The organism is Neglectibacter sp. X4, assembly GCF_009917365.1.
In the GTDB taxonomy this organism is placed as follows: domain Bacteria; phylum Bacillota; class Clostridia; order Oscillospirales; family Acutalibacteraceae; genus Acutalibacter.
Genome location: NZ_QWLE01000001.1, coordinates 201,773 through 216,209 on the forward strand (window position 1 = coordinate 201,773; position 14,437 = coordinate 216,209).

At 55.6% G+C, this 14,437-nt stretch carries 12 protein-coding genes; 10 read left to right on the forward strand and 2 right to left on the reverse strand.

Annotated elements, in window-relative coordinates; all coding sequences use genetic code 11:
- Window positions 1-607: 607 nt before the first annotated feature.
- Window positions 608-2,374 carry a Na/Pi cotransporter family protein gene (locus D1841_RS01000; RefSeq protein WP_160641278.1) on the reverse strand — a complete coding sequence of 589 codons (1,767 nt, stop codon included), beginning with the start codon at window positions 2,372-2,374 and terminating at the stop codon, window positions 608-610.
- Between the two features lie 188 nt (window positions 2,375-2,562).
- On the opposite strand from D1841_RS01000, the gene D1841_RS01005 reads away from it, so the two are divergent.
- The 10 genes from D1841_RS01005 (at window position 2,563) to atpC (ending at window position 12,095) form a co-directional block, all read left to right on the forward strand.
- Window positions 2,563-3,192 (forward strand): formate/nitrite transporter family protein, encoded by a 630-nt coding sequence (locus tag D1841_RS01005; protein ID WP_160641279.1) that lies wholly within the window; start codon window positions 2,563-2,565, stop codon window positions 3,190-3,192.
- Window positions 3,193-3,321: 129 nt separating this feature from the next.
- Entirely contained in the window at window positions 3,322-3,882 is a 561-nt protein-coding gene (locus D1841_RS01010; protein WP_160641280.1) for an RNA polymerase sigma factor, read from the forward strand.
- On the forward strand, window positions 3,879-5,477 hold the full coding sequence (locus tag D1841_RS01015) for a hypothetical protein (protein WP_160641281.1): 1,599 nt from the start codon (window positions 3,879-3,881) through the stop codon (window positions 5,475-5,477). The genes D1841_RS01010 and D1841_RS01015 overlap by 4 nt, the downstream gene beginning before the upstream one ends.
- 390 nt (window positions 5,478-5,867) lie before the next feature.
- A complete protein-coding gene (locus tag D1841_RS01020; RefSeq protein WP_160641282.1) occupies window positions 5,868-6,701 on the forward strand; it encodes a F0F1 ATP synthase subunit A in 834 nt (277 codons plus the stop codon).
- Between the two features lie 188 nt (window positions 6,702-6,889).
- A complete protein-coding gene (locus D1841_RS19685) occupies window positions 6,890-7,111 on the forward strand; it encodes an ATP synthase F0 subunit C (protein ID WP_347563924.1) in 222 nt (73 codons plus the stop codon).
- Window positions 7,112-7,126: 15 nt separating this feature from the next.
- Window positions 7,127-7,627 (forward strand): ATP synthase F0 subunit B, encoded by a 501-nt coding sequence (locus D1841_RS01030; protein ID WP_160641283.1) that lies wholly within the window; start codon window positions 7,127-7,129, stop codon window positions 7,625-7,627.
- Window positions 7,614-9,371: a F0F1 ATP synthase subunit alpha gene (atpA, locus tag D1841_RS01035; RefSeq protein ID WP_160641284.1), complete on the forward strand. Its 1,758-nt coding sequence runs from the start codon at window positions 7,614-7,616 to the stop codon at window positions 9,369-9,371. Before D1841_RS01030 ends, atpA begins: the two co-directional genes overlap by 14 nt.
- A gap of 2 nt (window positions 9,372-9,373) precedes the next feature.
- Window positions 9,374-10,270, forward strand: coding sequence for an ATP synthase F1 subunit gamma (gene atpG, locus D1841_RS01040; protein WP_160641285.1), 897 nt, complete (start codon window positions 9,374-9,376; stop codon window positions 10,268-10,270).
- A 5-nt stretch (window positions 10,271-10,275) separates the two neighbouring features.
- A complete protein-coding gene (atpD, locus tag D1841_RS01045; protein ID WP_160641286.1) occupies window positions 10,276-11,676 on the forward strand; it encodes a F0F1 ATP synthase subunit beta in 1,401 nt (466 codons plus the stop codon).
- Window positions 11,676-12,095, forward strand: a complete 420-nt coding sequence (gene atpC, locus D1841_RS01050) for an ATP synthase F1 subunit epsilon (protein WP_160641287.1) — start codon at window positions 11,676-11,678, stop codon at window positions 12,093-12,095. Before atpD ends, atpC begins: the two co-directional genes overlap by 1 nt.
- A 448-nt stretch (window positions 12,096-12,543) precedes the next feature.
- Here the strand turns inward: atpC and D1841_RS01055 are convergent, their stop codons facing one another.
- Window positions 12,544-14,436 carry a methyl-accepting chemotaxis protein gene (locus D1841_RS01055; protein WP_334463433.1) on the reverse strand — a complete coding sequence of 631 codons (1,893 nt, stop codon included), beginning with the start codon at window positions 14,434-14,436 and terminating at the stop codon, window positions 12,544-12,546.
- Between the last annotated feature and the right edge of the window lies 1 nt (window position 14,437).

The following is a 14,437-nucleotide window of genomic DNA, read 5'->3' on the forward strand; positions in this document are numbered from 1 at the left end:
ATGTATGCGTTTCCAAAGGTAAAAAGCCGCTGCCCTTTAAAAGCAGCGGCTTATTTGTCTACTGAAAACCACTCGCTAGGCGAGTGGTTCAAAAGAAGGCTTCTGCCGATGATGTAGAAAGGAAAACGCCCCAAAAGCCATGGAGGAAATGGGGACAACGGAAAAGGGGCGGACAGTAGAAAAACGGTAAAGGAAAAAGAGAGTGGATAGGAAAGAAGGAAAGAAAATAGGAAATTGAAACAAACAAAATACAAAAGTAACCAAAAGAAGGGATAAAGAAAAGCATCAAAACAGAGGCAAAGGATAAGGAACGCTCAGAAGTAGAAGAAGGAAGAAAAAATATGTTTTTAGAGGAGAGCACCTATGCAAGTGACAGAACGTACCAACGCGACGTGACGCGTGGCTAGCAGCATAGGGTTTATACCCGCATATGAAATACCCCCGGCTCCGCCGGGGGATTTTTATTTGTTCATGTAAGAACCACTCCCGGGCGGCGGTTTATACAAGAAATCCAGTGTCAATGCGGCATTGGACTACGGCATCGGGCAATTTATACCCACAAAAAATCCCCCGGCGTGCCGGGAGATTTTTAATTTTATCAAGCAAGTCATTTTCCCTCTGGGGCAGGGGAAGCTGGCAGCAAATATTCCAGTGAATACGTTTCAAAGGCCTGGGTAAAGGCGGGATTGCCAGTGTTCTTAACTTCGTTCAAATACCCATGGGTGTCCAGGGAAGAATCTTTAATCTGAATAACAGTGACAGCAATATTGGAGCAGTGATCGGAAACACGTTCGTAGTTTGTCAGCAGATCCGTAAGCACAAAGCCCAGCTCAATAGTGCAGCGGCCCTCCTGCAGCCGGCGGATATGCCGGTTTTTCAGTTCCAGCTTCAGCCCGTCAATGACCTGCTCCAAAGGCTCTACCTTGGCAGCGATGACAGGATCGTTTTCCTCAAAGGCTTCCACAGTCAGGTTCAGGATGGTGAGGATAGCCCGGGTGATAACCTGAAGCTCCTCCTGGGCTTTGTCGGAAAACTGGATGTCCTTGTCGTGTATTTCATTTGCCACCCGGAGGATGTTCACCGCATGGTCGCCAATGCGCTCGAAATCACCGATAGCATGGAGAAGCTGGGATACGTCATGGCTGTCCTTAGGAGAGAGATCCTTGCTGCTCAGCCTTACTAAGAAGGTGCCCAGCTTATCCTCATAGAGGTCGATTTCCTCCTCCTGCTGGGTAATGGAGTCGGCCACTTTCTGGTCGAATTTGCTGAGGATGGAGATAGCGTTTGCCATGGAGTCCCGGGCGGCCTTTGCCATGTGTATAGACAGGTTGCGGCATTCCGCGATGGCAAAGCCGGGGGAGAGCAGCAGGCGCTCGTCCAGCAGTTCTTCCTTGGTGCTCTGCTCCCGGATGGTGATTTTTGCCAGCTTTTCAAGTTGTTTGGAGAAAGGAAGGAGAATCAAGGTGGTCAGCAGGTTAAAGAGACTGTGGACAATAGCGATACCCAAAGCGTTGATAGGGGAGTCTATAAAGTCGAAATGTATGAAAGCGTTTAACAGGTAAAAGCCCGAAAGGCAGATAACCGTACCCAAAACATTGAAGTATACATGTACGGCTGTAACGCGCTTGGCGTTTTTGTTGGTGCCAATGCTGGAAAGCAGGGCGGTGACACAGGTGCCAATATTCTGGCCCATGATAATGGGAAGGGCCATGCCATAGGTAATGCTGCCTGTCATGGACAGGGACTGCAAAATGCCCACTGAAGCCGCCGAGCTTTGAATAACCCCCGTAACCACAGTGCCCAGCAGTATGCCTGCGATGGGGTTCTGGAACATCACCAGAATGTCCTGGAAAATGGGCATATCCGCCAGAGGGCTTACAGACTGGCTCATAAAGCTCATGCCTGTCATCAGTACGGAAAAGCCCACCAGGATGGTGCCCACGTCCCGCTTTTTGCCTTCCTTGGAGGACATAATCAGCAGCACGCCGATAAGGGCCACAATGGGGGAGAAGGACTCCGGCTTTAACAGCCGCAGGAAAAAGCTGCTGCTCTCAATGCCCGCCGCGCTTAAAATCCAGGCGGTCAGGGTCGTGCCCACGTTGGAACCCATGATAACGCCTACAGTCTGGCTTAGCTGCATAATGCCGGAGTTTACTAAGCCCACCAGCATGACCGTCATGGCGGAAGAGGACTGGATGGCAATGGTGATAACAGCCCCCAGCGCCAGCCCCTTCCATTTGCTGGAGGTCATGGACTTTAAGACCCGTTCCAGCTTGCCGCCCACCATTTTTTCCAGGCCCGCGGACATGACATGCATACCATACAGGAAAAAAGCCAGTCCGCCTAACAGGGTGAAGAGGGAAAAAACGTCCATGTACCTTCCTCCGAATTCATTATAATGTTGACACTTCTACAATTTTCTACAAGCCTATCATACCATACCCAGCCGCCGCCCGCAACGGGTTTTCTGTAAATTTCTTAAATTTGGCGGGTTTAGGGCAGCCCTTGCAATTTTCCCCGGCGTCAGGTATAATGGGGAAAACAAAAGGGGAAGGGACGTCTATGAAGCAGCTTGTTGCCTTTGTTTACGCGGTTTTAGCCGGGATATCCATTTCCATCGGCGGGCTGGTGTTTCTCTCCAGCGAAAGCAGGGCAGTGGGAGCCGTCATGTTCTCAGTGGGGCTTTTTGCAGTTTGCACCCTGGGGCTGGGGCTTTTCACCGGCAGGGTCTGCTATGTGTTCGACAATCCTCCCGCTTATACGGCGGAGTGCCTGCTCATCTGGCTTGGAAACCTTGCGGGGGCTTTTCTTGCAGGCAGCGCGGTGCGGCTGACGCGCCTTTCCGCTGTGGCGGAAAAGGCCCAGGCATTAAGCGGGACAAAGCTGGAGGACTCTCCTCTCAGCGTGTTCATCCTGGCGGTTTTCTGCAATATCCTCATCTACCTTGCGGTGGAAAGCTACCGGAACAACCCCCACCAGCTAGGGAAGTATCTGGGCATGCTTTTGGGGGTGTCGGTGTTCGTGCTGGCAGGGCTGGAGCACTGCGTGGCAAATATGTTCTATTTCACCGCCGGCGGAGCCTGGAGCCTTCATGCCCTCTTGTACATAGGCATCATGACGGCGGGAAACGCTTTAGGCGGGGTGCTGTTCCCGCTGTGCCGCAAACTGAAAGCTTACAGCGAAGGAAAATAAGTTTTAGGCAGCGGAGCGGCCCGGTTTTCGGGCCGCTCTTTTCTGCAAAAATTTTTTGTTTTCCTGTAACCTTTTTGCCCCAAAAGGCGCTATATGGGTTGAAGCCCATGGGAAAGGAGTTATGAAACTATGGATGACGAAGCCATTGTGGCGCTGTTTTTGCAGCGGGACGAAGGGGCGCTGCGGGAGGTGTCCGGGAAATATGGTGGCAGGCTGCGGACTTTGGCAAATTCCATTTTACAGGATGCTTCTGCTGCCGAGGAATGCGAGAACGACACCTATTTGCAGGCCTGGAACAGTATTCCGCCCCACCAGCCCGGGGGATACCTTTTTGCCTTTCTGGCAAAGATCACCCGGCATCTGGCACTGGACGCCTGCCGTAGGCGTGCTCGGAAGAAGCGCGCAGGCATTTGCGCCCGCCTGACAAAAGAGCTGGAGCAGTGCATCCCCGGCTCCTCCGACACCCCCTGCCAGGTGGACGGCATATTGCTGGCAGGGGTGCTGGAGTCCTATCTGCAAAGCCTGCCGGAGGAAAAGCGGTATATGTTTTTGCGGCGGTATTGGTACTGCGATTCTGTCCCCAGCGTGGCAAAGCGTATGGGGATTACCCAGGCCAAGGTGAAAACCACGCTGCACCGGGTGCGGGCTGGGCTGAAAGAATACTTAATCAAGGAGGGGTATGACGTATGAGAGGACAGGAGCTTTTAGACAAGCTGGAGCTTTTAAGCCCAGAACTTATCCAGTCCGCCGCAGGAGATCCTCCCGGGGCGGAAGAGACAAAAGGCCAGCGCCGCCGGGGGCTTTTCTGGAGCTTTATGGGCGGGTGCGCTGCCGGGGCCGTATGCCTGAGCCTTGCCCTGCTGCCCCTGTTTCTAGGGCAGGGAGACAGCGTGGAGCCAGGGGGCTCCTCTGCAGCGCCCCTGGCAGGAACGCCGTCCCCCAGCCCTTCTCCCAGCCCCTCTCCGAAAGCGCCGGGGATAGAGCCGGTGTATGTGGAATGGATGCCGGACTTGCCCCTGGAAAAGTATTTTGCCCATGAAGAGCAGGAAACAGACAGGGAAAAGCTCCAGAAACTGCCAAGAACCTTTTTCGGATATGACGAAGGGGAGAGCAGGTCTTTCAGCTCCCGGCAGGAGGAACTGGAGGAAGAAGGGGATATTCCTTCCATAGATTCCGCCTGGGATTTCACCTGCCACGCCTGGTACGACAGCGGAAGCACCCCCAAGAGCCTGTCGGTGCGCTGGGAGTGGTATGAAGTTTCAGATCAGATAGCGAATATGAATACAGAAGAAATAGGAGTGCAAATCGCCGGGCGTTCCAATTTCATTTCCCCGGAAAGCTATATCCGCTTGAACCGTACAGTGGTGCGCCGGGATGGGACAGAGATTACGGTGCTGGGCCAGATGGACAGCCAGAAATTCTTTGTATTCCAAAAGGACGGGGCATGGCGCCTGATTCGGGCCACCGCAGGCGTTCCCCAGGAAATGCTGCTGCAAGTGCTGGATCACTTCTTCCAGCATCCTGCAGATTTCAGGAACTTTTCAAAGGAAGCCGGAGATATATATGAATGGGCAGAACTGGAAACCTGCCCCGAAGCTTTTGCAGGGTATTATCCCCAGCAAAAGGATTCGGAACTGGTGCCGCCCCTGGCAGGGGCAGAGGTGCTGCTGCTCAACGGGGAGCCGGTGCGCATCCAATGTGTGTATGATTCCGACACGGTAACCGGAACCCTCCTGCAATGGACAGTGTATAAGGAAACCCCGGATAACCAGCCAGATCCCATTTCCCGGCTCAGGGCCGCAGGGGATTTGCATGATTTTTCCCAGGAAAGCATATCCTGGTATTTCCAGCAGGTGCCTGCCGGAACCGGAAGGAATATCATCTATTTCACTTGGGACGGCTACCGGGTGGAGGCGCAGTTTGCTGAGAAAGCCTCCCCTGAGGACGTGATATGGCCCATTCTGGAGACGATGCGGGAGCAATCCCGGGCCTGGGGGCTTTCCAGCCGGTGGAGCAAGGCCTATGGCGATATGGAAGCGGGAAAAGCCCCTGTGGATCCTGCTGTGTCCATGGCTGTTTTCCCCAAAATCCGGGAAGAATATTTCTTTGGGGATCTGCGCGACGCCACCCTGGAATCAGTGGAGGCATACCTTTCCCGACCGGAGATACGGGAAAGCGGGCGCTTTTACTTCACATGGGAGGGGTATTACGCCTATGCCCAGCTATCCCCTGCCGCTGAAGCCACAGAACTCTATGGATTTATTGCCCGCGTGCGGGGAGAGTGAGAAGCTGTACCGATAGGATTGGTACGGCTTCTAAGCCCTGAACAGGAAAGCCCGTCCTTTGCCGCAAATACGGCAGGGGGCGGGTTCTTGCTTTGCCGGGAAAATGCAGCAGCAAAAACCGCACGGAGAGCAGTTTGCCAGGAAAACGCAAAAAAGAACAAAAATAGACGTGTATGAGAACTGTTTTTTGTCAGGCAGAGGCGGGGCAGGGCGGTGCTATTGCCTTGACATCAGGGTTAAAGGGCGCTATAATTTTTTGTGGTATCAATACAGCCTGCGCATCCTGCTGTCCTTTTCCCCTGAGGCAGCAGGCGTGCGGAACCTCTGTTTGCAGCGGGAAGGTGCTGCTGCACGCAGGACATCAAAGGCTGTGCGGAAAGGAAGTGCGCAATGGGCAAACATAAAAAGGGTTTGGCGGTGTGCATTATTGCCGTTTTGCTGCTGCTGGCGGCCTCGCTTCTGACCGGGTTTCACGGCAGGGCGGAGAGCGTGCAGGAAGCTATGCGGGACGCGGTACTGCACAACGTAAACCAAATCACATTCATCGGCGGGAAGCTGATAAATCCGGGGCTTGTTTCAGCCTTTCTGGTTACGGCTATCCTTCTGATAGCGGCGGCCTGTATCCGGGTGTTCGCCATTCCCCGGTTCCGGCTTATCCCGGGAAAATTCCAGATGGTGCTGGAAGAAGCGGTGGGCCTGTTTGACAACATGGCAAAAACCAACAGCCCCCACCGCAACGGCTTTCTGGGGGCTTACATTTTTGGCGCGGGGGCTTATATCTTTGTGGGGACGCTCTTTGAACTGCTGGGCTTTGAGGCTATTACAGCCCATGGGGAGCCTGTCACCCTGCCGGCCCCGCTTTCAGACGTAAACGCGGCTATCGCGCTGGGGGTGCTCTCCTATCTGGTTATCCTCTCCGGCGGCATAGCAGGCAATGGCGTGGGGGGAATCGGCAAAACCCTTAAGGAGTTTTCCCTTCCCATCTCTATGAGCTTCCGTCTTTTCGGCGCGCTGCTCTCCGGCCTGCTGGTAACGGAGCTGGTGTACTATTTCGTCACCCTGAGCTTCCTGCTCCCGGTGGTGGTGGGGGTGCTTTTCACCCTGCTCCATGCCATCATTCAGACCTACGTGCTCACTATGCTTACTGCCCTGTATTACGGCGAAGTGTCCGAGCCTTCCCATAAGGAGAAAAAGGGGAAACAGAAGGCAAAGGCTTCCGCCTGAGGATATTTGCAATCAAACCTATAAATGGAGGTAGAACGACTATGAAAACCTTATACCGTCACAAGAAAGTCCTGTACACGCTGCTGCTTGCAGTGCTGCTGATGCTCTGCATCGGGATGCCGGCCCTGGCAGCCGAAGGGGAGGGCGCGCCTGCTGACGAGCCTGCACAGGCCGCCCAGGACAACAGCATCGGATCTAAAGCGATTGCCGCCGCTATTGCCGTAGGTCTTGCCGCTGCTGGCGGCGCGGTTGGCATGGGCATTGCCACGGCCAAGTCTGCCGAAGGCATTTCCCGCCAGCCCGAGGCTGAAGGCAAAATCCGTACGGCTTTCATGCTGGGTCTGGTGTTCATTGAAACCGCCATCATCTATGCGCTGCTGGTGGTTATCCTGATTATCTTCGTACTATAAAGGCAGGTGGCAGACGTGTCGAACATTCCACTTAATATCGACTGGCAGCAGATCCTGCTGCATTGGATGAACCTGGCTATCCTGGTAGGCGGGCTGTATTTCCTTCTGTTCAAGCCTGTCAAGCAGTTTATGGAGAAGCGCCAGGCGCACTATCAGGAGATGGAGGAGAAGGCTGCCGGGAAGCTGCAGGAGGCCGAAGGCGTAAAGGCCCAGTACCAGCAGAAGCTGGACGGGGTGGAGGCAGAGCTTCACGAAGCCCGGGCCAAGGTGCAGCAGGCAGTGGAGAAATCCACCCAGGAGCAGTTGGAGCAGGCTAAAAAGCAGGCCGCGCAGATTGTGGCCCAGGCCAGGTCTGAAGCGGAACACAGCAAGGAAAAGGTAATGAAGGAAGCTCAGCGGGAACTGAAAAAGCTGGCAACCGAGGCGGCTGAAAAGATTGCCTTTAAATCGGATGTAGATCCTTTCGACCAGTTCTTGAATCTGGCAGAAGGAGGCAAGGAAAATGAGAGCCGATAGAGGCCAATTGAGAGCTATACTGTGCAGTGCCAAGCAGCCCAGCCCGGAACAGATGAAACGCTTCACCCAGTTCCTGCTGGAGAAATACCAGCGCAAGGTGCCTGTTGTCTGGGAGCAGGACAGCGCCCTGCGCACAGGGTTCCGGCTTCAGGTGGGATCCGATATCTATGACTGGACCCCACATGGCAGGCTGCGCCAGTTCCAGGACTACCTGCGGGCCTTGCGCCCTGGGCAGGATGATCTCCTGCCTCTGATGCGGGAGGCTGTACAGGAGTGGGATCCGGCCATAAACCCTGAGGAAATCGGGGAGGTGCTTACGGTAGGCAGCGAAATTGCCACTGTGGGCGGGCTGGAACACGCCCAGTACGGAGAAATCCTGGTGTTTGACTCCGGCGTGAAGGGCATGGTGCAGGACTTACGGGAAAACGATTTAAGCTGCATCCTCTTTGGGGACAGCCAGGAAATAACAGCCGGCAGCATGGTGCGCCGCACCATGAAAACCGCCGCTATGCGGGTAGGCGATGGCTTTCTGGGCCGGGTTGTGGACGCTTTGGGCATTCCGGTGGATGGGAAAGGGCACATTGAGGCGGAAACCCATTTCCCCATGGAGGCCCCTGCCCCCGGCATTCTGGAGCGCCAGCCTGTAAATACCCCCATGGAGACAGGCCTTCTGGCTATTGACTCCATGTTCCCCATTGGACGGGGCCAGCGCGAGCTGATTATCGGCGACCGCCAGACAGGCAAAACCGCCATTGCCCTGGACACTATCCTGAACCAGAAGGGCAAAGGCGTGGTGTGCATTTATGTGGCTATCGGGCAGAAAACCAGTTCCATCGCCCAACTGGTGGAAAACCTTTCCCGCCGGGGTGCCATGGATTATACAACAGTGGTCAGCGCCCCTGCCGGAGCCTCTGCCGCCTTGCAGTATATCGCGCCCTATGCCGGATGTGCTTTAGGCGAATATTTTATGCGCCAGGGCCGGGACGTGCTGATTGTCTATGACGATCTCTCTAAGCACGCCATTGCGTACCGGGCTTTAAGCCTTTTGCTGGAGCGTTCTCCGGGCCGCGAAGCCTACCCTGGCGATGTGTTCTACCTCCACTCCCGGCTGCTGGAGCGTGCGGCCCACCTGTCTGACGAGTTGGGCGGCGGCAGCATGACCGCTTTGCCAATTGTGGAAACCCAGGCCGGGGACGTGTCCGCTTACATCCCCACCAACATTATCTCCATTACAGACGGCCAGATTTTCTTAGAGGCCGATCTGTTCTTCGCGGGCCAGCGGCCTGCCGTCAACGTAGGCCTGTCCGTGTCCCGCGTAGGCGGCGACGCCCAGACAAAGGCGATGAAGTCCGCCGCGGGCGCCATCCGCCTGGACTTGGCCCAATACAGGGAGATGGAGGTTTTCACCCAGTTCTCTAGCGATTTGGACGAGGCCACCAAGCGCCAGCTCGCCTATGGCCAGGGGTTGATGCGGCTTTTGCGCCAGCCCCAGTATGCCCCCTTCTCCCAGCACCAGCAGGTGATCATTTTGGTTGCCGCCATGGCCCACGTCATGCAGGAGGTAGGTTTGGAGGAGCTGGACGAGTTTAGGGAAAAGCTTCTCGCTTATGTGGAGGAAGAGGCCCCGGACATCTGCCGCAGGGCGGATCAAACCGGGCAGCTTTTTGAGGATGACCGGGAGGAGATTATTGCCCTCTCCAAGGAGTACCTGGAGAAATTCCGGGCCGGAAAGGGCGGGAACTGAGTATGCCCGGTACGAAAGAGATAAAGTCCCATATTGAAAGCGTGCGGGAGACGAGGAAGATTACTAACGCCATGTACCTCATCGCCTCCACCAAACTGCGCCGGGCCAGAATGGATCTGGACAACACCCGGCCCTATTTTGAGGCCCTGCAAGGGGAGATAAAGCGCATTTTCCGCACCGCCAAGGATGTGGACAGCCACTATTTCTATCCCCCGGACGGTTCCCCGTCTTTAGAGGGCACCTATGGCTGCCTTGTCATTACGGCGGATAAGGGCCTTGCCGGAGCTTACAACCAGAACGCCATCCGGCAGGCTCAAAGCCTTCTGGAGGAGCACCCCGACACAAAGCTTTTTGTAGTGGGGGAGTATGGGCGCAGGTTCTTCATGCAGCGCCGCATCCCTATTGAGCACAGCTTCCTCTATACCGCCCAGAACCCCACCATGCAGCGGGCCAGGGAAATCAGCGCCCTGCTTCTGGACGGCTTTGACCGCGGGGAGCTGAAAAAGATATTTATCATATATACGGACATGGAGAGCAGCGTCAGCTTTACGACTCATTGCGACCGCCTGCTGCCTTTCCACAGGACATATTTTGTGGACACAGCCCAGAAGGAAAAGTCTGTGCGGGAGCCTTTTGAGTTTCTGCCGGATGCCCGCACAGTGCTGAACAGCATTATGCAGAGCTATGTGTCCGGGTTTATTTACAGCGCCCTTATCGACAGCTTCTGCTGCGAGCAGGACGCCCGCATGACAGCCATGGACAGCGCCAACCAGAATGCGGAGAAGCTTTTGGGAGAGCTGTCCCTCCAGTATAACCGGGTGCGGCAGTCGGCTATTACCCAGGAAATTACCGAGGTATCTGCCGGGGCCAAGGCCCAGCGCCAAAAGAAGGGAAGGTGAGGGATTTGGAAAAAGGAATTATCGTGCAGGTATCCGGTCCCGTCGTCGATGTAGAGATACAGGGGCCTCTGCCCAGGCTGCGGGAGCAGCTCACTGTGGAAAAGGACGGCACAGTGCGGGTAATGGAAGTGGCCCAGCACATGGGGAAAGACAGGGTGCGGTGCATCATGCTTTCCGCCAGCGAGGGCCTGCAGCGCGGCCTTGCGGTAGACGTGCCGGGACACACCATCCGGGTGCCCGTTGGTACGGCTACCCTGGGACGCATGTTCAACGTCCTGGGCCAGCCCATAGACGGAGGCGGCCCTCTGCCCGAAGGCACGCCTGTGCAGAGCATCTACCGCAGCCCGCCCTCCTTTGAGGAGCAAAGCCCGGCTGTGGAGATCCTGGAGACAGGCATCAAGGTTATCGACCTGTTGGAGCCTTATCCCCGGGGTGGCAAAATTGGCCTGTTCGGCGGAGCGGGCGTAGGCAAGACGGTGCTCATTCAGGAGCTTATCCACAATGTTGCCATGGAGCATGGCGGTTATTCCATCTTCACTGGCGTGGGTGAGCGCAGCCGCGAGGGCAACGATCTCTGGCGGGAAATGCGGGAAAGCGGCGTTTCCGACAAGACCGCCCTGGTGTTCGGCCAGATGAACGAATCTCCTGGCGTGCGTATGCGGGTGGCCCTTTCCGGCCTTACCATGGCGGAGCATTTCCGTGACAAGGAGCATAAGGACGTGCTGCTCTTCATTGACAATATCTTCCGTTTCGTCCAGGCAGGCAGTGAGGTTTCCACCCTGCTGGGGCGCATGCCTTCCGCTGTGGGCTACCAGCCCACCTTGGCAAACGAAATGGGAGAGCTGCAGGAGCGCATCACCTCCACCAAGGAAGGCTCTGTTACCTCCGTCCAGGCGGTATATGTGCCTGCCGACGACCTGACCGACCCCGCCACAGCCACCACTTTCGCCCATCTGGACGCCACCACGGTTTTAAGCCGTAAAATCTCCGAGCAGGGCATTTACCCGGCTGTGGATCCCCTGGCTTCCTCCTCCCGCATTTTGGAAGCAGATGTAGTGGGCAAAGAGCATTACCGCATTGCCCGGAAATGCCAGGAGATTCTGGAGAAGTATAACGAGCTGCAGGACATCATTGCCATTTTGGGTATGGATGAACTCAGCGAGGAAGACCAGAAAATTGTGGCCCGGGCCCGTCGGCTGCAGCGTTTCTTTGCACAGCCCACCCATGTGGCAGAGAAATTCACTGGCATCCCCGGCGTGTACGTACCCTTAAAGGATACGCTGGAAAGCTTCGGCAAGCTGGTGGACGGGGAACTGGACGAATACCCGGAAGCCGCCTTCTATAATGTAGGCACTTGGCGGGATGTGGTGGAAAAGGCCCGGAAAATGGAAGCGGGTGAACTGTAATGGAGGCGTTTCAGGTACACATCTTGGCAGCGGATAAAACCTTCTATGAAGGCCCCTGCGAAAGCCTGACCATTCCCACCTCGGATGGGGAGCAGTGCATCCTGGCCCACCACAGCAGCATGATAGCGGCAGTGCTGCCCGGCACCATGCGCTATCGCGCTCCGGGGCAACCGGTGCAGCCGGCTGCTGTGTCCCCGGGCATGGTAAAGGTGGAGAATAACGAGGTTTTGGTTTTAGTGGACTCCGCCGAGCGTCCGGAGGATATCGACGCAGCCCGGGCGCGCCGGGAAGCAGACGAGGCCATGGAGGCCATCCTCCAGCGAAAGAGCCGCCAGGAATACCAGGTGGCCCAGGCCACCCTGGCCCGGGCGCTGAACCGTCTGCGCGTAAAATCTACTGTCACTCACCTGGAGCATTAAAATTCAAATAAATAAAAAACAGCCTGCCCTTCCGGAAAGCGGGAAAGGCAGGCTGTTTTTTTATGTCATTCAAACCAGATAAGGATAAAATAGATACGCATCGGCAGGTGAATAGGTTTCTTCCGCCATATCTTTTAGGCGGTTTGACGTGTAGTACGCTACAGGGGCTTTCTGCATCTACGCTGTTTTCCAATTTGCCTCTTAACGTCCGGGTCTGCTATGTAGGTATGCTCGGCGGGGCTTGGTACAGCCCAGAACCTGACAAAGCTTACAGCACATCCTTCGTGATCAAAGCTACTGGGGCGTGTACACATAAGCATTTGCAAGCGGCTTTTGGCGAGTTTTTGCCTGAAATTTTTGAGGTGCACAAGTACATCTGCGAAAATTTGCCTTGCTTGGCCCCCAAAATACTCGCTCATCTGGCAATTTCGATTATGAATACAAGTTCTTACTCTTTTGCAAGGGTAAACTGCTCCACCAGTTGTTTCAGGCTGGACGCTTCCGCCGAAAGCTGCTGGCTGGCGGCGGCGCTTTCCTCTGAGGTAGCGCTGTTGGTCTGCACCACAGAGGAAATTTGGTCGATGCCCTCAGTCACTTGGTTGATGGCTTCTGTCTGGTTCTCGACGGCCTCCACCACAATGTCCATCTGGGTGGTCACATTGCCTGCCAAAGCATTGGTACGTTCCAGGGCTTCAGTGACCTTGGCCACAGTCCCGTTTCCTTCATTGACAGCGGAAATGGAACGCTCGATCAAATCCTTGGTGGCCTTGGCGGCTTCATCAGATTTAGACGCCAAATTGCGCACCTCATCTGCCACTACGGCAAAGCCCTTGCCAGAGGTGCCTGCGCGTGCAGCTTCCACAGCAGCATTCAAGGCCAGGATGTTGGTCTGGAAAGCAATATCTTCTATAGTGGCAATGATGACGGAAATCTCTTCAGAGGAATGGGAGATCTTTTCCATAGCGTTGTTAAGCTCGCCAACATATTTCACGCTGGTGCCCAACTGCGCCCCTGCCTGCTCCACAAAATGGCCTGCTTCCTCAGCCGCGGAAGCAGTGCGCTTGGCACTGGAGGAAATGTCGGTGATAGTAGCGGCCAGCTCCTGCACAGAACTAGCCTGCATGATAGAGCCTTGGCTCAAGGTCTGCGCACCAGTAGAAACCTGGCCGCTGGCAGCAGACACCTGTCCCGCAGCCCCGTCAATTTGGCGCATGGTAGCGCTTAACTGAACCTTCAGGGTGCGCATGGCTTCCAGTATCCCCTGGAAACTGCCTACATACGCGTCCCGGTGGGAGGACGTCACATCAAAGTTTTTTCCTGCCATTTCTGCCAGCAGGTAGCTGATATCCTGGATAATGGTGTGCAGGCCTGCCACCAGTTCCCCGGTAGACCGTGTCAGGTCGGCAGTCTCATCCTGCCCTTGGGCCTGGGGCACAGGGGACTCCAGGTCGCCCGCCACCAACTGCTTCATGCGCCGGGCGCAGGCCTGCATGGGCACGCTGATGTTGCTGGAAAGCTTTATGGCCACTACGATAGAAGCCAGGATGGAGAGCAGCGTAACGCCTATATTGATAAATATGCTAAAATATGTATCAGCCAGATAATCCTTTTTCATAGCTGTCACTGCCACGCTCCAGCCGTCTGTTCCGCCTACCGGGGCATAGGCTGCAAAACGAGGCCCGTCTGCCGCTTGGAAGCTGCCGAACCCGCTGCCTCCCTGGCGCATAGCCGTATGGATATCCGCCAATTCCTGCAGGGATGTGTCTTTTTGGGCTTCACGCTCAATATTCTGAGTGGTGATGGTCTCCAGGGTGTTGTCGGCAATGGTATCGCCATTCTTGTTTATCATATAAGCATGGCTGCTTTCGCTGACCTTAATAGAAGAGACGATGTCATTCAGGAAAGTCTCGGGGGGCACAAAATACACTACGCCAATAATCTCCCCGCCCTGCTTGCCGCCGTCATACAGGGGAGCAGCCACCATAATGGAGAGTTCGCCGGTAATTTTGCTGATAAGTGGTTCTGATACATATACGTTCCCTGCCATGGCCTGCTGCACATATTCCCGGTCAGAGTAGTCGTTCCCGTCAAATATGCTGATGCCGTCTGCGCCCACGATGTTGCCGCGCTGGAAGCCGTGCATGCTCACCCGCTCGTCTATGATAGCGCGCTTTTCTTCCACGGGTACATCTCTGCCGGAAAGCTGAGGAATGCAGCCTGTGTCCATGGCAACATTCCGGTAGGCCTCCAGCTCCTGCTGGATGCGCTCGCCTGCCAGCACAGCCGTTTCCCCCATCATCTGTTCCACCGTAGACAAGGTGCTCCGGTAGTTCAGCACCATG

Bases quoted from the DNA above. Each gene is read 5' to 3' on its own strand.
- D1841_RS01020 (WP_160641282.1), top strand. From the start codon at position 5,868: ATGGGCAAACATAAAAAGGGTTTGGCGGTGTGCATTATTGCCGTTTTG.
- D1841_RS01010 (WP_160641280.1), top strand. From the start codon at position 3,322: ATGGATGACGAAGCCATTGTGGCGCTGTTTTTGCAGCGGGACGAAGGG.
- D1841_RS01015 (WP_160641281.1), top strand. From the start codon at position 3,879: ATGAGAGGACAGGAGCTTTTAGACAAGCTGGAGCTTTTAAGCCCAGAA.
- atpG (WP_160641285.1), top strand. From the start codon at position 9,374: ATGCCCGGTACGAAAGAGATAAAGTCCCATATTGAAAGCGTGCGGGAG.
- D1841_RS01055 (WP_334463433.1), bottom strand. From the start codon at position 14,436: ATGGTGCTGAACTACCGGAGCACCTTGTCTACGGTGGAACAGATGATG.
- atpC (WP_160641287.1), top strand. From the start codon at position 11,676: ATGGAGGCGTTTCAGGTACACATCTTGGCAGCGGATAAAACCTTCTAT.
- D1841_RS01005 (WP_160641279.1), top strand. From the start codon at position 2,563: ATGAAGCAGCTTGTTGCCTTTGTTTACGCGGTTTTAGCCGGGATATCC.
- D1841_RS01000 (WP_160641278.1), bottom strand. From the start codon at position 2,374: ATGGACGTTTTTTCCCTCTTCACCCTGTTAGGCGGACTGGCTTTTTTC.
- atpA (WP_160641284.1), top strand. From the start codon at position 7,614: ATGAGAGCCGATAGAGGCCAATTGAGAGCTATACTGTGCAGTGCCAAG.